Annotated in this window: 20 protein-coding genes; 13 read left to right on the forward strand and 7 right to left on the reverse strand. The window is 55.1% G+C overall.

What is annotated here, in order from left to right; genetic code table 11:
* Positions 1-245: 245 nt before the first annotated feature.
* Positions 246-722: a hotdog fold domain-containing protein gene (locus K0H80_RS04840; protein WP_220073297.1), complete on the reverse strand. Its 477-nt coding sequence runs from the start codon at positions 720-722 to the stop codon at positions 246-248.
* 212 nt (positions 723-934) lie between these two features.
* On the opposite strand from K0H80_RS04840, the gene K0H80_RS04845 reads away from it, so the two are divergent.
* Positions 935-1,885, forward strand: coding sequence for a polyprenyl-phosphate transporter (locus tag K0H80_RS04845; protein WP_220073298.1), 951 nt, complete (start codon positions 935-937; stop codon positions 1,883-1,885).
* A gap of 15 nt (positions 1,886-1,900) precedes the next feature.
* Positions 1,901-2,092, forward strand: a complete 192-nt coding sequence (locus K0H80_RS04850; RefSeq protein WP_220073299.1) for a hypothetical protein — start codon at positions 1,901-1,903, stop codon at positions 2,090-2,092.
* 61 nt (positions 2,093-2,153) lie between these two features.
* Here the strand turns inward: K0H80_RS04850 and K0H80_RS04855 are convergent, their stop codons facing one another.
* The gene (locus K0H80_RS04855; protein ID WP_220073300.1) at positions 2,154-2,498 is read right to left on the reverse strand and encodes a DUF3634 family protein; all 345 of its coding nucleotides are present in this window, start codon (positions 2,496-2,498) and stop codon (positions 2,154-2,156) included.
* A 125-nt stretch (positions 2,499-2,623) separates the two neighbouring features.
* On the opposite strand from K0H80_RS04855, the gene K0H80_RS04860 reads away from it, so the two are divergent.
* The gene (locus tag K0H80_RS04860) at positions 2,624-2,794 is read left to right on the forward strand and encodes a hypothetical protein (RefSeq protein ID WP_011864767.1); all 171 of its coding nucleotides are present in this window, start codon (positions 2,624-2,626) and stop codon (positions 2,792-2,794) included.
* 117 nt (positions 2,795-2,911) lie between these two features.
* Here the strand turns inward: K0H80_RS04860 and K0H80_RS04865 are convergent, their stop codons facing one another.
* From K0H80_RS04865 to aptA, 4 genes are all read right to left on the reverse strand, one after another.
* Complete coding sequence (locus K0H80_RS04865) at positions 2,912-3,631, reverse strand: TorF family putative porin (protein WP_011864768.1); 720 nt, start codon at positions 3,629-3,631, stop codon at positions 2,912-2,914.
* A 110-nt stretch (positions 3,632-3,741) separates the two neighbouring features.
* Positions 3,742-4,107 carry a cupin domain-containing protein gene (locus tag K0H80_RS04870; protein WP_011864769.1) on the reverse strand — a complete coding sequence of 122 codons (366 nt, stop codon included), beginning with the start codon at positions 4,105-4,107 and terminating at the stop codon, positions 3,742-3,744.
* Positions 4,108-4,162: 55 nt separating this feature from the next.
* On the reverse strand, positions 4,163-5,653 hold the full coding sequence (locus K0H80_RS04875) for a CoA-acylating methylmalonate-semialdehyde dehydrogenase (protein WP_220073301.1): 1,491 nt from the start codon (positions 5,651-5,653) through the stop codon (positions 4,163-4,165).
* A 50-nt stretch (positions 5,654-5,703) separates the two neighbouring features.
* Positions 5,704-7,044 (reverse strand): omega-aminotransferase AptA, encoded by a 1,341-nt coding sequence (aptA, locus tag K0H80_RS04880; protein WP_220073302.1) that lies wholly within the window; start codon positions 7,042-7,044, stop codon positions 5,704-5,706.
* Positions 7,045-7,290: 246 nt separating this feature from the next.
* On the opposite strand from aptA, the gene K0H80_RS04885 reads away from it, so the two are divergent.
* Complete coding sequence (locus tag K0H80_RS04885) at positions 7,291-8,787, forward strand: aldehyde dehydrogenase (RefSeq protein WP_220073303.1); 1,497 nt, start codon at positions 7,291-7,293, stop codon at positions 8,785-8,787.
* A gap of 238 nt (positions 8,788-9,025) precedes the next feature.
* Complete coding sequence (locus K0H80_RS04890) at positions 9,026-9,886, forward strand: sulfurtransferase (RefSeq protein WP_220073916.1); 861 nt, start codon at positions 9,026-9,028, stop codon at positions 9,884-9,886.
* 63 nt (positions 9,887-9,949) lie between these two features.
* On the opposite strand, the gene K0H80_RS04895 is transcribed toward K0H80_RS04890, so the two are convergent.
* Positions 9,950-11,254: an NAD(P)/FAD-dependent oxidoreductase gene (locus tag K0H80_RS04895; protein WP_220073304.1), complete on the reverse strand. Its 1,305-nt coding sequence runs from the start codon at positions 11,252-11,254 to the stop codon at positions 9,950-9,952.
* Positions 11,255-11,437: 183 nt separating this feature from the next.
* On the opposite strand from K0H80_RS04895, the gene K0H80_RS04900 reads away from it, so the two are divergent.
* From K0H80_RS04900 to K0H80_RS04935, 8 genes are all read left to right on the forward strand, one after another.
* Positions 11,438-11,986, forward strand: coding sequence for a cupin domain-containing protein (locus K0H80_RS04900; protein ID WP_011864775.1), 549 nt, complete (start codon positions 11,438-11,440; stop codon positions 11,984-11,986).
* 441 nt (positions 11,987-12,427) lie between these two features.
* Positions 12,428-13,189: a gamma-glutamyl-gamma-aminobutyrate hydrolase family protein gene (locus K0H80_RS04905; RefSeq protein ID WP_011864776.1), complete on the forward strand. Its 762-nt coding sequence runs from the start codon at positions 12,428-12,430 to the stop codon at positions 13,187-13,189.
* Between the two features lie 6 nt (positions 13,190-13,195).
* Positions 13,196-14,545 carry a glutamine synthetase family protein gene (locus tag K0H80_RS04910; RefSeq protein WP_011864777.1) on the forward strand — a complete coding sequence of 450 codons (1,350 nt, stop codon included), beginning with the start codon at positions 13,196-13,198 and terminating at the stop codon, positions 14,543-14,545.
* A 277-nt stretch (positions 14,546-14,822) separates the two neighbouring features.
* Positions 14,823-15,923 (forward strand): polyamine ABC transporter substrate-binding protein, encoded by a 1,101-nt coding sequence (locus tag K0H80_RS04915; protein ID WP_220044501.1) that lies wholly within the window; start codon positions 14,823-14,825, stop codon positions 15,921-15,923.
* A 98-nt stretch (positions 15,924-16,021) separates the two neighbouring features.
* Complete coding sequence (potA, locus tag K0H80_RS04920) at positions 16,022-17,158, forward strand: polyamine ABC transporter ATP-binding protein (RefSeq protein WP_011864779.1); 1,137 nt, start codon at positions 16,022-16,024, stop codon at positions 17,156-17,158.
* A gap of 10 nt (positions 17,159-17,168) precedes the next feature.
* A complete protein-coding gene (locus tag K0H80_RS04925) occupies positions 17,169-18,074 on the forward strand; it encodes an ABC transporter permease subunit (protein WP_011864780.1) in 906 nt (301 codons plus the stop codon).
* A complete protein-coding gene (locus K0H80_RS04930) occupies positions 18,071-18,898 on the forward strand; it encodes an ABC transporter permease subunit (protein WP_011864781.1) in 828 nt (275 codons plus the stop codon). Before K0H80_RS04925 ends, K0H80_RS04930 begins: the two co-directional genes overlap by 4 nt.
* An 88-nt stretch (positions 18,899-18,986) precedes the next feature.
* Positions 18,987-20,273: an NAD(P)/FAD-dependent oxidoreductase gene (locus tag K0H80_RS04935; protein ID WP_220073305.1), complete on the forward strand. Its 1,287-nt coding sequence runs from the start codon at positions 18,987-18,989 to the stop codon at positions 20,271-20,273.

Raw genomic sequence — 20,273 nt, forward strand, 5'->3', positions numbered from 1 at the left:
ACTTTTGTTGCCATCATTATCTGAGGCTGCGGCGTTAGCCGTGAGGCAAAGATATCCCAATAAAAGGGTGTAGCTAGATATTGTCCTAAATGTCAATCTCATGTGGCGCGTCCCTGATGCCAAAGTATGCCAATAACTTGAGAGACAGAGGCTAAATTGTCAAGTTTTCATAGGATTATCGACAGTGCCATGTGCTTGCTGGGTGGCGTAGGTAAACCACCCAGCAAATCTGTGTTAAAGAGTGGCTAGGCTTTTGAGGGCTTGAGGGATATCCACAGCTTGATGTGGCCCTTGACCACCACCACATCGTTCTCATCCAGGGCGGTAACCTTGACCAGCATGTCGCCTTCGACCCACTGTTCGGACGTGACCTCGGCGATGCAGCGGATGTCGCTGCCGGCCTTGGCGGTGTAGTCGACGCTCATTCCCTTGGGGATCCAGCGCAGGTGGGCAGGAATTGACGCCTCGGCCATGGTGCCCATGGCCATCTCCAGGCCATTACAGATGGCGATGACGTGCACTGTGCCTATGTGGTTCTGCACCGCCTTGCGCTTTCGCACCAGTACCTGGCAGTAGTTGGGTCTCAGCTCTGTAACCAGGGGCTTAACGGTGGCGAAGTAGGGCGCCATGCGTGACACCATGAGGGAGAAAAACTTATGGCCCAGTGGCCACTTGGTTAGGCGGTGGTAGAGGGCCATCACCCGTGTCGGTTTGTTATTCATTGGCTTACTCGTTATTAAAATGCTTTGCTGGTTGAAGAAAAAGCTTGTCTGGTCAGATGAGTTGTTAGACTAGCGGAATAACAAGTGGTTAACAATAGCGCCGTGATTTGGCCGCCTAAACCAAACTTCATTTTCCTTTGGCTGCGCCGGGCGCGTATAATTGGGCGCTAAGGCTTTTGGCTTAAAGAAAATCATTAACTTAAGGATCTTGAGTGAATTATCTGCTGACTTATTTCAAAGGGATGGCCATGGGGGCCGCCGATGTGGTGCCCGGCGTTTCCGGGGGCACCATTGCCTTCATCACGGGGATCCTCGACCCCCTGCTCAACAGCATACGTAAGGTTAATCCCAGCCTCATCGGTGTGATCCGCCAGCAGGGGCTGAAGGCCGCCTTTATGCATATTAACGGCCCCTTCCTGATCGCCGTGTTCGGCGGTATCCTCACCAGCATCTTTACCCTGGCCAAGCTGATCACCTATCTGCTGCATAGTCATCCGATCCCCGTGTGGTCCTTCTTCTTCGGTCTCATCATCATCTCTGTGGTGCACATGCTCAAGCAGGTGAAGGGCTTCTCTGTGGGACGTCTGGCCCTGTTTGCCCTGGGCGTGGCCTTTGCCTGGGGGATCACTGTGCTGCATCCAATCGATATGCAGATGACCTATCTGAATGTCTTCATCGGCGGCAGTATCGCTATCTGCGCCATGTTGCTGCCGGGGATCTCTGGCAGTTTCATCCTGCTGCTACTGGGCCTATACACCTCGGTGCTGGGAGCCGCCAAGAGCCTAGATATCCCCGTGTTACTGACGTTCGCCTGTGGCTGTGTGGCAGGCTTGCTTTCATTCAGCCATCTGCTGTCGGCGCTGCTGCGTAAATATCATGATGCGACGCTTATATTCCTCACCGGCTTGATGCTCGGCACCCTAGGTAAGATCTGGCCCTGGAAGCAGGTGCTCACCTGGCGTGAAAACTCGGCAGGCGAGCAGGTGCCGCTGCTGGAACAGAACCTGTCGCCCATGAATTTTGAGCAACTGACCGGGCAACCGGCGCAGCTTGGCCTGGCCATCTGCGCCATGTTGGCGGGTATCGCCCTGGTATGGGCACTGGAATATTTTGCTGGCGACAATGCTGCTAGCACTAAAAGTAAGAATACCGCTAAAAACTAGGAGTGGGGGCGAAAGATGAATAAATGGATACTGCTGGTGGCGCTCGGTTTGAGCGCCTGTTCGACCGGGATAAACATGAGTGTGACGGCTGAGTCTGAGCCCCAAGGGGATCCGCTGGAGGTTAAAGACCCCATGTCACAGGATAATCAACGCATCATAGACGATGCCAAGCAAGATGGCCGCCTGGATCAGTACCTGAATCCGTAATCTGTGGCGGCCCCTGCTTAGGCTAGATTTTAGTTTAGGCTAGGTTTAGCTTTGGGCGGGCCTAGCCTGCTTGACGCGAATTATCGACGGTTTTCTTGTCGTAGTATTCGAACGGAAATTGGTTGCGGATGCGCTGTATGATGGCATCGCTGACGTTGGCCGATACATGCAGCCTGACGCCGCCACTCTTCTCGGCGCGTACCACACAGGTCAGTTTTTCACTCTTGGCGATGGCTTTACATTCCCGCTGAAACTTCTCCGGGATCTTGCCCTTGTGGGAGATGAGACGGCCATCTTTAAAATGCATCTCAAACAGGCTTAAGCCACGTTTGCCTGAGAAGATCAGCTTGTAGATTAGAAAGAGGCCCACCAGGATAAAGGCGATTTTCAATAGGGTTTCAGTCATAGTCACTCCTTAGCGTTATAGTTTGAAGATACTCCCGGCTAAGGGTTTTTCCTAGCGGCTTAGATCAAATTTTTAATAAACTGGCTATACTCTTCGAAGGAGTTTAATACGTTAAGGAAAACACTATGCACCTGTCTAATGCCCGCCGCTGGGAAAAACTCTGTCATCAGCAAGCCAATATTCTACAAGGGTTGTCGCAAACCTTTCCCGAGCGCGCACAGGCGCATCAAGAGCTGGTGAATTACTGGCGCGCTCTAGCCGAGCGAGTCCGCCGGGGGGAGAGCCTGAAGCTGTAATGTTAGAGATTGTCGAGTTTAGGAGTAGATTGTCTTTAAACTCGTAAATATACCCCTAATAAAAAACCGCCGATGAAGGCGGTTTTTTTACAATCACTTGGTTGGGGAGGGCAGGGGTTAGAAGGCGTAGCTGGCGGTGGCCAGAATAGTGCCTTCGTTCTTCCATGGGCCGTCCTTGATCTCGTTGTCGCTGCTCAGGTTAGTGTCTAACCAGGCCAGCGACAGGCCGACACCGCCGATCTCGGTGGAGACGCCGATGGAGTAGTCGACATAGTTCTCACCCCAGTCTAGATCTGCACCGTCGCCATAGTTGTAGCCCACGTGAGCATCTATGCTCCAGTTCTCGATAAACTCGTAGGAGTAGTTTAGCTCGCTGTAGTGCAGAGACACATCGGCGTTGGCGTAGTCGTTGGTGTACCACTGGGCGAAGTGGAAGTCGGCAAAGTAGAAGCCCAGTGAGGCCTCGAGATACTTAGTGCTCTCATCCTGTCCCGGGTAGGTGTAGTAGGTCAGGGTGAAGTCATATTCCACCGCGTCGTCTTCGCCGAAGGCACCGGCGTAACCGGCATAGAAGTCGACTTCGACATCGGCATCATAACTTTCATCATCGACATTACTGCCCCAGGCACCGATGAAGAAACCACTTTCCATGCTGTAATCTATGCTGGCTTGAACGGCAAAATCGCCTGCGGTTTGTGAGATACCGCGGAAGCGGTAATCGTTGGTGACGCCAATTTCTCCCGAGACTTCAGCCTGTGCCAAAGGTGTGATTAGCGCGGTTGCCAAGGTTAAGCCAGCTAGCTGGGCTATCCGTTTCTTATTAAATTTTTTATACACGGTGGTTTCTCCATTTCACTTTGTTGACACCGATCCGGTTAGCAAGCTATCCGGATCAGATTAAGCCAAACAACAGCTAGTTCGCTGAGACTACATGGCAATGATTTTAGTTATTTTTGCTCAAATACGACGTAAATCTTGCGACACTCCTGCAGCACTCGCCATACGCCCTTAAAACCGGCGGGGATGACGAAGCGATCGCCCTTGCTGACCGTCAGGCTGTTGCCTGCTTCATCAATGATCTCGCTGCTGCCCGATAGGATCTCGCAATACTCATGTTCGCTGTAGTTGACCTTCCAACTGCCGACCTGGCCCTGCCAGATCCCGGCGTGAAATTGATCGCAGGGGCTGGAGTAATGATTCTCCAGTTGCTGCTTAGGCTCCCCGCTTAATACCTTTTCCGGTGCCACCTCATAGTGTTCCGTCTTAACCTTATGCTGGCCAAAGTTGATGATGGCATCAATAGTCTGTGTCATTTCTGCTCCAATTTACAGATAGACTTAAGGCGCAGCGCGGCGCCTTAAGCTTAGTTTATTTCATGGTCGGCATGACAAATTCTGCCTGGCTGCCCTTGCCCTTGGGCCAGCGGGCGGTGATCGCCTTACGCTTAGTATAGAAGCGTACGCCGTCTGGACCATGCATGTGCAGTGGGCCGAAGAGGGAGCGCTTCCAGCCGCCAAAGCTATGGAAGGCCATAGGCACTGGGATGGGTACGTTGACCCCGACCATGCCGACCTGCACATGGTGGCAGAAGTGTCTGGCCGCCTCGCCGCTCTGGGTAAAGATAGCGGTGCCGTTACCAAACTCGTGTTCGTTGATCAGGGTCAGCGCCTCGGCGTAATCCTTCACCCGGACGATGGCCAGCACAGGGCCGAAGATCTCTTCCTTGTAGATGGTCATCTCTGGGGTGACATGGTCGAACAGGCAGCCGCCGAGGAAGTAGCCCTGCTCGTGATCGGTGACCGTGAGTTGACGGCCATCGGCCAATAGGCTTGCACCCTCGCTCACGCCTCTGTCCACATAGCCGCGCACTTTTTCCAGATGCTGCGCCGAGATCAGCGGTCCCATCTCCATCTCGCCTTCCAGGCCGTTACCGACCTTGAGCGCCTGGATCTGTGGCAGCAGTTTCTCTACCAAGGCATCACCCACATCGCCGACGGCCAGTACTACAGAGATCGCCATGCAGCGCTCACCGGCGCTGCCATAGGCGGCGCCCATCAGGGCGCTGACCGCCTGGTCGAGGTCCGCATCTGGCATCAACAGCATGTGGTTCTTCGCGCCGCCCAAGGCCTGTACACGTTTGCCGTGGGCCGCCGCCGTCTGATAGATATATTCGGCGATCGGTGTGGAGCCGACGAAGCTCACCGCCTGAATATCCTTGTGGGTCAGCAGGGTGTCCACCGCTTCCTTGTCGCCGTTGACCACGTTAAATACGCCGTCCGGCAGGCCCGCCTCGGTGAGGAGTTCGGCCATGCGCATCACAGAGGTCGGATCCTTCTCCGATGGCTTCATGATGAAGGTATTGCCCGCGGCGATGGCGATGGGGAACATCCACATTGGCACCATCACAGGGAAGTTAAAGGGGGCGATGCCGGCCACTACGCCCAGGGATTGGTTGAGTGTCCAGGCATCGACGCCACCACCGACCTGCTCTGTGTGCTCGCCCTTGAGTAGATGGGGGATGCCACAGGCAAACTCCACCACCTCGAGGCCACGGATGATCTCGCCCTTGGCATCGTCGAGCACTTTGCCGTGTTCGCGGGTGATCATGGCCGCCAGCTCATCCATGTTGGCTTCGACCAGGGCCTTAAACTTAAACAGAATGCGTGCGCGGTTAAGGGGGGTCATCTCTGACCAGGGGCCGTGGGCCTTCTTGGCCAGCTCGATGGCCGCATCTACCTCGAGTGCGCTGGCCAGGGAGACGTTGGCCTTTTGCTCGCCGGTGGCGGGTTCGAAGACGGCGGCGCTGCGGGCGCTGGGCTGTGTGTGCTGGCCGTTGATGTAGTGGTTTATCTGCTGCATAGCGCGTAATTTCCCTGCAAAAATCTCTAATGTGTCTTGGTTATTCTGGGTTAGCCAACTGTGGTGATGGCATCGCTTAGGGTGTTGACCATCTGGTCTATCTGGGCCTCGTCGACGATCAGTGGCGGCGACAGGGCGATGGTGTCGGCCGTGGCCCTGACCAGGGTGCCGTTCTTGAAACAGGTCTCGAAGATGCCGAAGCCGCGCTTGCCTATGCCTTTGTCGCTCGGGCTAAACTGGATACCGGCTACCAGGCCAGTGTTACGAATGTCGATAAGGTTTGGCAGTCCCTTGAGGCTGTGCACCGCCTTTTCGAAGTAGTTTTCCAGCGACTTGGTGCGCTCAAACAACTGCTCTTCCTGATAAATATCTAAGGTGGCGATGGCGGCGGCCGCAGCTACCGGATGGCCCGAATAGGTGTAGCCATGATAGAGCTCGATGGCGCCCTCTGGGGCGTCCATGCTGGCATCATAGATAGCATCGTCGATCAACACGGCGCCCATGGGGATGGTGCCGTTGTTGAGCGCCTTGGCTGTGGTGATCATATCCGGTGTGACGCCCCAGCGCTGACTGGCGAAGGCGTCGCCCACACGGCCAAAGCCGGTGATCACCTCATCGAAGATCAATAGGATGCCATGCTTGCGGGTGATCTCTCGCAGGCGCTTGAGATAGCCCTGAGGCGGTAGTATGACCCCGGCCGAACCCGACATGGGCTCGACGATCACCGCGGCGATATTCTCGGCGCCATGTAGGGTAACGAGCTGCTCCAGCACCTCGGCCTTCTCTGCGCCGGTTTCCGGTAGTCCCTTACAGAAGGCGTTTTGCTGGATATCCAGGGTGTGGGGCAGGTGGTCGACCCCCTGCAGTAGCTGCTGGCTGAAGGTGCGGCGGTTGCCGCCTATGCCACCAACTGAGATGCCGCCGAAGCCGACGCCATGGTATCCCAGCTCACGACCGATGAAACGGGTACGGGTCGCCTCACCACGGGCCCTGTGGTAGTTGAGGGCGATCTTCAGCGCCGTGTCGACAGATTCAGAGCCAGAGTTGGTGAAAAATACCTTGTTGATCCCTTTGGGGGCGATGGCGGCGAGACGCTCGGCCAGTTCGAAGGCCAGTGGGTGGCCCATCTGGAACGAGGGTGCATAGTCCATCTCGTGGATCTGTTTGCTCACCGCCTCGGAGATCGCCTTGCGACCGTGTCCGGCATTACAGCACCAGAGACCGGCAGTGCCGTCGAGTACGGGACGGCCGTTTACATCCTTGTAGTACATCCCCTCTGCCTGTGCGAGGAGGCGGGGACTTTGTTTAAACTGTCTATTGGCGGTAAAGGGCATCCAATAGTGTTCCAGCGTGCCTGTTGCTACCTGGTCAGCTTTATTAAAATCTTCCATATCATCTACCCTGGTTCTGTGTAATTGTTGTTTTAGTGAGTGGTTGATATTCGCTATGCTATGTCAGAAATAATGAACATGAAAGCTTTTTGTTCATTATTTATAGCAAAAAATAACTTTTTGTAAAAAATATTGAAATTGATTGAGGGTTGAGCGTAATCTAGGGCAGGCACAGTCGCGCCAGAGAGGGCGTGGACGTGCATTAGCATTGACGCTAGAGCAATTATCACCCGTTAAGAGGTCAGAATGAGTACTCCACAAAATCGCGAACAATGGCAAGAGATGGCGGACAACCTGGTGATTCAGGGCCAGGCATTTATCAATGGCGAATACTGCGCCGCCGATTCGAATGACACCTTCGACTGTATCAGCCCTATCGATGGCAGGGTGCTGACCCAGGTGGCCAGTTGCGATCTGGTGGATGCCAACCGCGCCGTTGCCAATGCCCGAGAGGTGTTTGAGCGTGGTGACTGGTCACAACTGCCGCCGGTGAAACGCAAGCAGGTGATGATTCGCTTCGCCGATCTGCTCGAGGCAAACAGGGATGAGCTGGCCCTGCTGGAAACCTTGGATATGGGTAAGCCTATCCGTTATTCCGGCGCCGTCGATGTGGCGGGCGCGGCTCGCGCCATACGCTGGTCGGGCGAGGCGGTAGACAAGATTTACGACGAAATTGCCCCAACGGCCCACAACGAGATCGGCATGATCACCCGTGAGCCTGTCGGCGTAGTGGCGGCTATCGTGCCCTGGAACTTCCCACTCTTGATGGCCTGCTGGAAGCTGGGCCCTGCGCTGGCGACAGGCAATAGCGTCGTATTAAAGCCTTCAGAGAAGTCACCGCTGACCGCCATTCGCATGGCGCAGTTGGCGATAGAGGCGGGGATCCCTAAAGGGGTGCTTAATGTGCTCCCTGGATACGGCCATACCGTGGGTAAGGCGCTGGCGCTGCACATGGATGTCGATACCCTGGTGTTTACCGGCTCGACCAAGATTGCCAAGCAGCTAATGATCTATGCCGGCGAATCCAACATGAAGCGTGTCTGGCTGGAGGCCGGGGGCAAGAGCCCGAATATCGTCTTCAACGACGCGCCGAACCTTAAAGAGGCGGCGATTGCCGCGGCCTCGGCCATCGCCTTCAACCAGGGCGAGGTCTGCACCGCGGGCTCACGTCTGCTAGTGGAGTCGGGGGTGAAGGAAGAACTTATTAACCTGATCGAAGCCGAGATGCAGGCCTGGCAGCCGGGGCACCCGCTGGATCCTGCCACCACCTGTGGCGCCGTGGTCGATCAGCAGCAGCTGGAGAATGTGCTGCGCTATATTCGCGCCGGGGTGGCCGAAGGGGCGCAGCTGCGTCAAGGTGGTCAGCAGGTGCTGGCCGAGACAGGCGGTGTGTATGTGGCACCGACCATCTTCGCCAACGTGAAGAATGAGATGACCATCGCCAAGGAGGAGATCTTTGGCCCTGTGCTGTCGGTGATCACCTTCGACGGCATGGAGGAGGCGATTCGTATCGGTAACGATACCATCTACGGCCTGGCGGCCGGTGTCTGGACCTCAGATATCAGCAAGGCCCACAAGACGGCCAAGGCGCTGCGTAGCGGCATGGTGTGGATCAACCACTATGACGGTGGTGACATGACGGCGCCCTTTGGTGGCTACAAGCAGTCCGGTAACGGCCGTGACAAGTCACTGCATGCCTTCGACAAGTATACCGAGATCAAGGCGACCTGGATTGCGCTCTAGGAAAGCCTTTCAGGGAAAACCCCTGTCTTAGCGGCAAGCAACCCGCTATACAAAACGCTTTAATCACAGCCCTTTAGCAATAAAGGGCTTTTTTATGCCAGTTTGTTAGCAGGGTTAAAATAAGTCACTTGTCCTTGGCCCCTCCCATCGTATATTGTCTTTACAGATAAGCGTCATACTATTGATAAGAGGGGCGGGCAGATGCTGATTAGCCCCCACATTGGGAGTCACTATGGAATTGGAATACCCGTTAGTTACCACCGCCTGGCTTGAGGCGAATCTGTTTGAGGGTAATCTGGTGTTGCTCGACGCCAGTATGCAGAGTGTGGTGGGCAAGGAACCCATACTTTATGAAGAGTTTGTCTGTATTCCCCGGTCGCAAAAGTTTGATATCGAGCAGGTGTTTTGCGATACCACTTCATCGCAGCTGCACGCCATGCCCACCCCTGAGCAGTTTGAGCAAGGGGCTACGGCCCTAGGCATAGTCAGAGACAGCCTGGTGGTGATCTACGATAACCAGGGGATCTACAGCGCGCCGCGCGCCTGGTGGATGTTTAAGCTGATGGGCCACGAGAATGTCTATGTGCTCGATGGCGGCCTGCCGCAGTGGCTCAGCGAGGAGCGCATGACCAGCGAGCGCTATCAGCCCACGGTAATAGATGAAGAGTCTGTGCCCTATGTGGCGGATTTCCAGCCGGGCCTTATCTGTGACGCCAACTATGTGCTCGAATCCCTGGGAGGCGACAGCGTTATCTTGGATGCGCGGGCAGCGGGGCGCTTTGCGGGAGAGGTCAGTGAGCCTCGACCCGGCGTGCGCTGCGGTCATATTCCCGGCTCGGTAAACCTGCCCTTTGGCGAGCTGCTGCGCGAACATAGGATGAAGCGGGTCGAGGATCTGCAGGCCATGTTTGAGCAGTTGGTAGGAGAGCAGGAGGGTGAGCAGGAAGCAGAGCGGATCTTCAGCTGCGGCTCAGGCATTACCGCCTGTATCCTGATCTTAGCCTCTGTGGCCTCGGGACATGACAAGGCGGTGCTCTATGATGGCTCCTGGGCCGACTGGGGCAGCAATGCCGATTTGCCTATTGAGCAAGGGACGTAATCGTTACTAACAGAAAAGGTGCCTAGGGCACCTTTTTTTATGCTGACTATTTTAGTTTTTAGGCTAAAACAGGTCTTTCAGCCTGTGATACAGCATGCCAGCCGCCAGCATGGGGGAGCGGAATTTCGGCCCACCGGGGAAGGTCATATGTTGTACCCTGTCGAAGATATCGAACCTTTCGGCCTGAGCCGTCAGGGCTTCGCCGATAAGCCTGGCCGCCATATGGGTGGCATTGACGCCGTGACCGGCATAGGCCTGGGCGTAGAGGATGTTGGGGCAGTCTGGCAGCCGGCCAATCTGCGGCAGGCGGTTGGCGCCTATGCCTATCATGCCGCCCCATTCATATTCTATCTTCACCCCCTTGAGCTGGGGGAATACCTTCTCCAGGTTGGGGCGCAGCGCCGCGTCGATATCCTTGGGATCCTTACCCGAATAGGTGCACAGGCCGCCAAACAGCAGGCGATTGTCCTGGGAGAGGTGGAAATAGTCGAGATCGATACGCATGTCGGCAAAGGCCATGTTTTGCGGGATAATCTCATCGCACATCTCCTGGGACAAAGGCTCGGTGGCCAGCAGATAACTGCCGGCGGGCAGCACCTTACCGCCTATGTAGCCGTTGAGTTCATGGCCGATATAGGCGTTTCCGGCGAGCACCAGGTAGCGACAGTCGACACGGCCATGCTCTGTATGTACGCAGGGGCGCTTGCCCTTGACTATCTTGGTGGCGGCGCTGTATTCGAACATCTTGACCCCCAGGCTGCGGGCCACCTTGGCCTCGCCCAGTGCCAGATTGAGGGGATGCAGGTGGCCGCTGTTCATGTCGACCAGGGCGCCGCAGTAGAGATCTGAGCCGATCACCTCGCCAAGCTGGTGCTTCTCCAGCAACTTAAAGCCCTCACGCCCTTGGTGGAGCATCTCCTGATAGTCGGCGGCGAGCTCCTTCATGTGTCTCGGCTTGGTGGCCAGATCGCAGTAGCCCATCTGCAGGTTACAGTCGATATTGTGCTTGGCGACGCGGTTACGCACTATCTCAACCGCCTCGAAGCCCATCTGCTCGATGGCCGCGACCCCTTCTGAGCCTATCTCGTTGCGAAACTGTTCGACATTATGGCCTATGCCGCGGATCAGCTCGCCGCCGTTGCGGCCCGACGCGCCCCAGCCGATCCGTTTCGCCTCCAGCAATACCACCTCGAAGCCTCTCTCGGCCAACTCGATGGCGGTGTTGATGCCGCTGAAACCACCGCCGATGATGCAGACATCGGCGGTGATCCGCTCAGTGAGTTGCGGCAGGGCTTCCAGGGCATTGGCGGTGGCATGATAGAAAGAGTCGGGATATTGGTCACTGTGGACAGGGCGCTTGGTGGTCATTTGGGCTCCGAGTGAGGGTTTTATTCTTGTTATTCGACTAAATTGGCCAGAGTAAGTATACTTTTGACCCTTGAGTTGGTTATAATTCACACCTGTTGATTATATTTAACATGCTTTTTAGTTTGATACAAACTAGTATGGAAAATTGTTTCTTCCTGAGTCTTGTTGGATAGGAGATGTTTTTTGGATATAGGCGCAAATCTCAAAGCTGTTCGTAAAATGAAAGGGTTATCGCAACGCGAGTTGGCTAAGCGTGCCGGCGTGACCAACAGCACCATCTCCATGATCGAGAAGAACAGCGTCAGTCCTTCGGTGAGTTCCCTGAAGAAAGTTTTGTCGGGTTTGCCTATGTCACTGGTGGATTTCTTCTCTATCGAGGAGAGCATGCCTACTGAGCAGAAGGTGGTCTACCGCTCCGGCGAGCTGCTGGATATCGGCGATGGTAACCTGGACTACAAGTTGATCGGCAGAGATTACCCCAACCGCGCCATGTCTGTGATGAACGAGGTCTATCCACCTGGGTCTGATACCGGTGAAGAGATGCTGCAGCACGAGGGTGAAGAGGCGGCCATGGTGATCGAGGGTCAGCTGGAGATCACCATAGGCGACGAGGTCTATGTGCTGAGCGAGGGCGACAGCTACTACTTCAACAGCGAGCTGCCCCACAGATTCCGTAACCCCTTCGACAAGCCGTGTCGTATCGTCAGCGCCACCACGCCGGCAAACTTCTAACTAAGCTTTCCTGTTAGGCTGGGCATCGCCCGGCCTCTCAAACCTCTTCCGCTTTATTGAAACTCCCGTGACACTGCCTGCGCCGCCGCGTGTGTGCCTTTTCCCATGCCGTGAGGCTGAGTCGCCTCACGTCCCATTTTGTAAATAATTTTGTCCATTAAGGTCGCCGAGCCAAAATCTCAAACGGACTTTTCTGTGGGAGCTGGTTCACAAAAGCCGTGACCTGATTTTCGCCTATTTTTGGCTTTACATTAATTTTAATTGCCTTTTAATGTTGTTTTAATTGGCTTTTATTCTAATTGTTATTCTATTGTATATTTTGTTTTCGGCGGCCTATTGCCTCGTTCATTATTTCAGTGTAGTGTGTGAAAAAATGAACATTGATTGAAGTCTGTTCATTGCTATAACTATAAGAAGACGCAACAAAGCTAAAGGTGAACTATGTCCGATGAAGGACTTGCTGTTATCGGTGTTACGGCCTGTAATCAACAGATAGGCCTGCACCCATTCAATATCGTTGGCGAGAAATACCTGCTGGGTATTGCCGATGCCACCCAAGGCTGGCCCTTGGTGATCCCCGCGCTTGGCCATTGCCCGGCCGAGACGATATTGCCCAGACTCGATGGCCTGCTGTTCACCGGTTCGCCCTCCAATATCGAGCCCCACCACTACGACGGTGTGGCGAGTGACCCAGATACCCTACACGATCCCAAGCGCGACGCGACCAATCTGCCACTGCTGAAGGCGGCGATTGACGCCGGCGTGCCTGTGCTGGCCATCTGCCGGGGATTTCAGGAGATGAATGTGGTGTACGGCGGCAGCCTGCATCAGAAATTGCATGAAGTTGGCGATTATATTGAACACAGAGAAGACAAGACGGCTGACGTCGAGGTGCAATATGGCCTGTCTCATCCGTTGAAGATAGAACCGGGGGGATTGCTCCACGAGGCTTGGGGCCGCAATTTGGCAGAGGTGAACTCTGTGCACACTCAAGGTGTTGACCGTTTGGGTGTTGGATTGCGGCCAGAAGCCTATGCCCCCGATGGATTAATCGAGGCGTTTTCGGTCAAAGATGCGAAAAATTTTGCGCTGGGGGTGCAGTTCCACCCCGAATGGAAGGTGTTAGAGAACCCTTTCTACCGCTCGATTTTTAGCGCCTTTAGTCAAGCCTGCCAAGCCAGAGCAGCTCAACGCAAGAGATAGTGAAGCATGAAGAAGTTAATCGATTATTTGAAAGCCAATAAGATCACCGAGGTAGAGTGTGTCATCAGTGATATGACGGGTATCGCCCGCGGCAAGATCGCACCGGTCGATAAGTTTATCGACGAGAAGGGGATGCGCCTGCCCGAGAGTGTGCTGCTGCAGACGGTGACCGGCGACTATGTGGATGACGACCTGTACGACAGCCTATTGGACAAGGCGGATATCGACTTCGTCTGTGTGCCCGATGAAAATGCAGTATTCATGTTGCCCTGGACGGTCGAAGCTACCGCCCAGGTGATCCACGACACCTTCGATAAGATGGGTAACCCCATAGAGTTGTCGCCCCGTAACCTGCTCAAGAAGGTGCTTAAGCTCTATGAAGATAAGGGCTGGAAGCCGGTGATCGCCCCCGAGATGGAGTTCTATCTGACCCATAGAAACTCAGATCCCGATATGCCATTGATTCCACCTGTGGGCCGCAGTGGCCGCAAGGAGTCGGGCCGTCAGTCGTTCTCTATCGACGCCGCCAACGAGTATGACCCGCTGTTCGAAGATATGTATGACTGGTGCGAGGCCCAGGGACTGGATATCGATACCCTGATCCACGAAGAGGGCACGGCCCAGATGGAGATCAACTTCAGCCATGGCGACGCCCTGTCGCTGGCGGATCAGGTGTTTGTGTTTAAGCGTACCCTGCGTGAGGCGGCCCTCAAGCATGACGTTTGCGCCACCTTTATGGCGAAGCCAGTCACCGACGAGCCGGGCAGCGCCATGCATATTCACCAGAGCGTGGTGGATATCAAGACGGGTAAGAACATCTTTACTAATGAGGACGGCACGAAAAGTGCTAAGTTCCTGTGCTACATAGGTGGTCTGCAGAAGTATATTCCCGAGTTGTTACCGCTGATGGCCCCGAACGTCAACTCCTTCAGACGATTCCTGCCGGGCACCTCTGCGCCGGTGAATCTGGAGTGGGGCGATGAGAACCGCACCTGTGGTCTGCGGATCCCCGAGTCGTCACCTCAGAACCGTCGTATCGAGAACCGTATCGCAGGTGCCGATGCCAACAGCTACCTGGCCATCGCCGCCACTCTGTTGTGTGGTTACATGGGCATGGTGGAAGATGTGAAGCCATCGACGCCGGTACAGGGACGCGCCAACGAGAATCGTCAGGGGATCAGCCTTCCGCTGACGCTGGAAGAAGCGCTGGCGGTGATGTCGGAAAGTTCGGCGGTCAGGGAATATCTGGGTGACACCTTCACCTCAGGCTATATCGCGGTGAAGCAGGCGGATCTGGAAAATTTCCGCCGAGTGATCAGCTCATGGGAGCGTGAGTTCCTGCTGCTGACCGTTTAGCCACTCTGCACCAGATTGGGGCAGGGCAGGTGACAAAATGAAGCAAGATTGCCGGGGGATTAACCCCCTGGTGGAGTCATGGGTAACTAACCGGTGTAATTAGATATAAATTCATATTGATGGTGAAATTATTCGATTTTACACTAGCGATGAATGTTAAACAGGTTCGATGCAGTTGTAAGCTGTAGCATTGGCAATAATAACAATGAAAGCCGTCACAAGCGGCAATGCAATGGCAGTAATCATCAGACTACTGGCAAGCTAACAAGGAGATAGCATGAAGCTTTTAAAGAAAATGACAACACTCGCTCTGGTCACCGCCGGGGTATTTGCAAGCTCTGTCGCCAGTGCTGAAGAGGTGGTTAGGGTCTATAACTGGTCTGATTATATCGCCGAAGACACCTTGGCTAATTTCGAGAAAGAGACAGGCATCAAGGTGATCTACGATGTGTTCGATAGCAACGAAGTGGTCGAGGCCAAGTTGCTATCGGGTCGTTCAGGCTATGATATCGTGGTGCCGTCAAACAACTTCCTGGCTAAGCAGATCAAGGCGGGCGCCTTCCAGAAGTTGGATCAGTCACAGTTGACCAACCACAAGAACCTTAATCCAGAGCTGATGAAGCAGCTGGAAACCGCAGACCCACGTAACGAGCACGCCGTGCCTTATCTGTGGGGCACCACAGGCATAGGTTACAACGAGGCTAAGGTGAAGCAGGTGCTGGGTGAAGACGCGCCGGTCGATTCTTTGGAGCTGATCTTCAATCCTAAGTATGCCGAGAAGATTGCTAAGTGTGGTTTCTCACTGCTGGACAGCGCCGACGAGATGCTGCCGATGGCGATGATCTACCTGGGGCTGGATCCTAACAGCACTAAGAGCGAAGACTACGCCAAGGCTGGCGAAGTGATGGCGAAGATCCGTCCCTTCGTGACCTATTTCCACTCATCACGTTACATTACCGATCTGGCCAACGGCGACATCTGTGTGGCATTCGGTTACTCGGGTGACGTCTTCCAGGCCGCCGCGCGCGCCGAAGAGGCTGAGAACGGTAATGTGATCGGCTATGCCATCCCGAAAGAGGGTTCTAACCTTTGGTTCGATATGTTGGCTATCCCTGCCGATGCCAAGAACGTGAAGAACGCTCACACCTTTATCAACTACCTGCTGCGCCCAGAGGTGATTGCCCCTATCACCAACTATGTGGCGTACGCTAACCCTAACGTGCCGGCGCAGGAGCTGGTGGATGAAGAGATCCGTAACGATGCGGCTATCTATCCAACCCCTGAAGTGCTGTCACGTCTCTATGTGGCCGATGTACGTCCGATGAAGGCCCAGCGTGCCATGACTCGCGTATGGACCAAAGTCAAATCTGGCATGTAATGCCTACACTCGAGGGCAAGTTCGCTTGCCCTCCATTTCTTAGATCATCTTAACTATTGCAGTAGGTGCCTTAGCGGTGCTTTTTGTGGAGAAGTATTATGGCTAGCAATTCGGGCGTCACCAACAAACCGACAACAAAGACGCAAGGAGAGGTGTTGCTGAAGATAGAGAGAGTCAGCAAGCTATTTGACGATGTTCGTGCAGTGGACGACGTCTCGCTAAATATTAATCGTGGGGAAATTTTTGCACTGCTTGGCGGCTCAGGTTCGGGGAAATCGACGCTGCTTCGCATGCTGGCCGGCTTTGAGAAGCCGACCGAGGGACGCATCTATCTCGATGGGCAAGACATCACCGACATGCCGCCCTATGAGCGTCCTATTAACATGATGTTCCAATCCTACGCCCTGTTCCCACACATGACGGTGGCGCAGAATATCGCCTTCGGCCTCAAGCAGGACAAGATGCCCAAGGCCGAGATTGAGCAGCGGGTGAAGGAGATGCTCAAGCTGGTTCACATGGAGCCTTACGCCAAGCGTAAGCCGAACCAACTCTCAGGCGGTCAGCGTCAGCGTGTGGCCCTGGCCCGTTCACTGGCCAAGCGTCCAAAGCTTTTGCTACTCGACGAGCCCATGGGGGCGTTGGATAAGAAACTCCGTACTCAGATGCAGCTCGAGGTGGTGGACATTCTCGAGGCGGTTGGGGTGACCTGTGTGATGGTAACCCATGACCAGGAAGAGGCCATGACCATGGCCGAGCGTATCGCCATCATGAACGATGGCTGGATTGCCCAAACCGGTTCGCCAATGGATATCTACGAGAGCCCGGCTAACCGCATGGTGGCCGAGTTTATCGGCAGCGTTAACCTGTTCGAGGGCGATATTGTCGAGGATGAGGTGGATCACGTGGTGATCAATGTGGCCAACATTCCTCAGCCCTTCTACGTGGGGTACGGGGTGTCGACCAGTGTGGATACTACCCAGGTGTGGGTGGCGATTCGTCCCGAGAAGACCCATATCAGCCGCGAGCAGCCCGAGGATGCGCGTAACTGGTGCGCCGGTAAGGTGGAAGATATCGCCTATCTGGGCGGCATCTCGGTTTACTACATTCGCCTGTGTAACGGACAGCTCATTCAGTCTGTGATGACCAACAGTGACCGCCGCGCCGACTCGCCCACCTGGGAAGAGGATGTCTTCGTCAGTTGGGAAGCGACCAGTGCCGTTGTACTGAGATCTTAACGGGGGCGTTATGAAGAAGTCATTGAAGTTTCGTTTGCCCAAGGGGCAGTGCTGGACGATAGGTGTGCCCTATTTCTGGCTGCTGATGTTTTTTGCCTTGCCCTTTGCCATCGTATTGAAGATCAGTCTGTCGACCCCGGCCGTGGCGATTCCGCCCTATGAGGCCTTGTATCAATATGCCGATGAGTCGCTGCAGATCATGCTCAATCTGGGCAACTATATTCTGATCTTCGAAGATCATCTCTATATCAATGCCTATCTGGGCTCGCTCAAGATGGCCTGTGTTACCACCATCGGCTGTCTGCTTATCGGTTACCCCATGGCCTATGCCATTGCCAGGGCGCCTAAGCAGCATCAGACAGTGCTGATCCTCTTGGTGATGTTGCCATCCTGGACCTCGTTCCTTATTCGTGTGTATGCCTGGATGGGCATCTTGAGTAACAACGGGGTGATCAATAACCTGCTGATGTGGCTGGGGGTGATCTCCGAGCCGATTCAGATGCTTAACACTAATTTCGCCGTCTATATCGGTATCATCTACACCTATCTGCCCTTTATGATCTTGCCGCTGTACGCCAACCTGTCGCAGCTCGATGGCAGCCTGCTCGAGGCCGCGGCGGATCTTGGCTCACGCAGCCTCAATACCTTCTGGAAGGTGACGCTGCCGCTGTCGAAAGGTGGTGTGATTGCCGGGTCTATGCTGGTGTTTATTCCTGTGGTCGGGGAGTTTGTGATCCCTGAGCTATTGGGCGGTCCTGATTCGCTCATGATAGGTAAGGTGCTATGGCAGGAGTTCTTCAACAACCGTGATTGGCCGGTCGCTTCGTCGCTCGCCATCGTGATGTTGGCACTCTTGATTATCCCTATCACCCTATTCCATCGTTATCAGTCCAGAAGTATGGAGAAGACGATATGAGCAACAGACTAAGAAAATTGAGTTTCTCCACCCTGATGCTCTGGGGCGGGATGTTTTTCCTCTACGCGCCCATGTTCATCCTGGTCTTCTACTCGTTCAACGAGTCTAAGCTGGTGACGGTTTGGGGCGGCTTCTCGGCCAAGTGGTATGGCGAGCTGTTCCGCGACGACCAGATCCTCGATGCGGTGGCGACCAGCTTAAAGGTGGCGTTCTTCGCCTCCACCATGGCGGTGATCCTCGGCACCATGGCGGCCTTCGTGATGACGCGCTTCGCTCGCTCTTGGGGCAAGATGACATTGTCGAACATGATCACCGCGCCCCTGGTTATGCCAGAGGTGATCACGGGTCTGTCGCTGTTGCTGCTATTCGTGCACATGGCAGACCTGCTGGGCTGGCCGGCCGAGCGTGGCATGTTGACCGTGTGGATCGCCCACTCGACCTTCTGCGCCGCCTATGTGGCCGTGGTGGTCTCATCCAGGTTGCGTGAGCTGGATATGTCTATCGAGGAGGCGGCCCAGGATCTGGGCGCGACGCCGCTCAAGACCTTCTTCCACATCACAGTGCCTATGATCTCGCCGGCGCTGATCGCGGGTTGGCTGCTCTCCTTCAGCCTGTCGCTGGATGACCTGGTGATTGCCAGCTTCGCCTCGGGACCGGGTGCGACGACCCTACCTATGGTGGTATTCTCCTCGGTGCGCATGGGGGTTTCGCCTAAGATCAACGCCTTAGCGACACTGATCATACTGATTGTCTCGCTGATCGCCTTCATCTCCTGGTATCTGGCCCGCCGCGCCGACAAACGCAGCCGTATGGTCAGCGACTAGGCTCGCAGCGTTAGCTCAAGACGACAGGCGACCGCGCCGCGGCGCCTGTCAACCCAAGCCATTATTATAACGATTCAGGGTGAATGATATGACCTGTACACCTCATGCAAATTCCTATTATGCGGCGTCAGCCAACACCAAGGCGCTGCGCGACAAGTTAAGCGATAACATAGAGACCGACGTCTGTATCATAGGCGCCGGCTATACCGGCCTCTCTTCGGCGATCCACCTGCTGGAGGCGGGCTTTAAGGTGACGGTACTGGAAGCCGCCAGGGTTGGCTTCGGCGCCTCAGGGCGTAATGGCGGTCAGATAGTCAACAGCTTCAGCCGGGATATCGACACCATAGAAAAGGTTGTGGGCACAGAGCAGGCCAAGTTGTTTGGTCAGATGGCCTTCGAAGGTGGCCGCATCCTCAAGGGGCTGGTGGCCAAATACAACATCCAGTGCGATCTGAAAGATGGCGGCGTGTTTGCGGCGCTAAACAAGAAACAGATGGGCCATCTCGAGGCGCAAAAGGCGCTGTGGGAGAAGCATGGTCATCTGGGGCACTTAGAGCTGCTGGATGAGCAGGGCATTCGCGACGTGGTGGATACCGAGCGTTATGTCGGTGGTTTGCTTGATAAGAGCGGTGGTCATATTCATCCGCTTAACCTGGCGCTGGGTGAGGCCGATGCGGTGGAATCCTTGGGCGGACAGATCTTCGAAGATTCGGCCGTTGTTCGTGTCGATCAGGGTGAGAGCCCTGTGGTGCATACTCAGGAAGGCTCGGTGAAGTGTAAGTTTGTCATCGTCGCCGGTAACGCCTATCTCAAGGGACTGCTGCCCGAGCTGCAGGCCAAGTCTATGCCCTGTGGTACTCAGGTGATCACCACAGAGCCCCTGGGTGAGGAGCTGGCTCACTCGCTGCTGCCCCAGGACTACTGTGTCGAAGATTGTAACTATCTGCTGGATTACTTCAGGCTCTCGGGTGACAAGCGCCTCATCTATGGCGGCGGCGTGGTCTACGGCGCGCGGGACCCTGCCAACATAGAGGCTATCATCCGTCCCAAGATGCTGGCGACCTTCCCGCAGCTTAAGGATGTGAAGATAGACTTTACCTGGACGGGTAACTTCCTGCTGACCCTGTCGCGCCTGCCGCAGGTGGGCCGTATCGGCGGTAACATCTATTACTCTCAGGGCTGTAGCGGCCATGGGGTGACCTATACCCATCTGGCGGGGCAGATACTGGCCGAGACCATCAATGGCCAAGCGAAACGCTTCGATGCCTTCGCCCAGTTGCCCCATTACCCCTTCCCGGGCGGTCATCTGCTACAGGTGCCTTTCTCGGCTATCGGCGCTTGGTACTATACGATGCGCGACAAGCTGGGCGTCTAG

The sequence above is a fragment of the Shewanella aegiceratis genome, assembly GCF_019457495.1.
Taxonomy (GTDB): Bacteria; Pseudomonadota; Gammaproteobacteria; order Enterobacterales; family Shewanellaceae; genus Shewanella; species Shewanella loihica.

Coding starts and splice junctions, on each gene's coding strand:
- K0H80_RS04840 (WP_220073297.1), bottom strand. CDS start 722: ATGAATAACAAACCGACACGGGTGATGGCCCTCTACCACCGCCTAACC.
- K0H80_RS04850 (WP_220073299.1), top strand. CDS start 1,901: ATGAATAAATGGATACTGCTGGTGGCGCTCGGTTTGAGCGCCTGTTCG.
- K0H80_RS04855 (WP_220073300.1), bottom strand. CDS start 2,498: ATGACTGAAACCCTATTGAAAATCGCCTTTATCCTGGTGGGCCTCTTT.
- K0H80_RS04860 (WP_011864767.1), top strand. CDS start 2,624: ATGCACCTGTCTAATGCCCGCCGCTGGGAAAAACTCTGTCATCAGCAA.
- K0H80_RS04870 (WP_011864769.1), bottom strand. CDS start 4,107: ATGACACAGACTATTGATGCCATCATCAACTTTGGCCAGCATAAGGTT.
- K0H80_RS04875 (WP_220073301.1), bottom strand. CDS start 5,653: ATGCAGCAGATAAACCACTACATCAACGGCCAGCACACACAGCCCAGC.
- aptA (WP_220073302.1), bottom strand. CDS start 7,044: ATGGAAGATTTTAATAAAGCTGACCAGGTAGCAACAGGCACGCTGGAA.
- K0H80_RS04885 (WP_220073303.1), top strand. CDS start 7,291: ATGAGTACTCCACAAAATCGCGAACAATGGCAAGAGATGGCGGACAAC.
- K0H80_RS04895 (WP_220073304.1), bottom strand. CDS start 11,254: ATGACCACCAAGCGCCCTGTCCACAGTGACCAATATCCCGACTCTTTC.
- K0H80_RS04905 (WP_011864776.1), top strand. CDS start 12,428: ATGTCCGATGAAGGACTTGCTGTTATCGGTGTTACGGCCTGTAATCAA.
- K0H80_RS04910 (WP_011864777.1), top strand. CDS start 13,196: ATGAAGAAGTTAATCGATTATTTGAAAGCCAATAAGATCACCGAGGTA.
- K0H80_RS04915 (WP_220044501.1), top strand. CDS start 14,823: ATGAAGCTTTTAAAGAAAATGACAACACTCGCTCTGGTCACCGCCGGG.
- potA (WP_011864779.1), top strand. CDS start 16,022: ATGGCTAGCAATTCGGGCGTCACCAACAAACCGACAACAAAGACGCAA.
- K0H80_RS04925 (WP_011864780.1), top strand. CDS start 17,169: ATGAAGAAGTCATTGAAGTTTCGTTTGCCCAAGGGGCAGTGCTGGACG.
- K0H80_RS04930 (WP_011864781.1), top strand. CDS start 18,071: ATGAGCAACAGACTAAGAAAATTGAGTTTCTCCACCCTGATGCTCTGG.
- K0H80_RS04935 (WP_220073305.1), top strand. CDS start 18,987: ATGACCTGTACACCTCATGCAAATTCCTATTATGCGGCGTCAGCCAAC.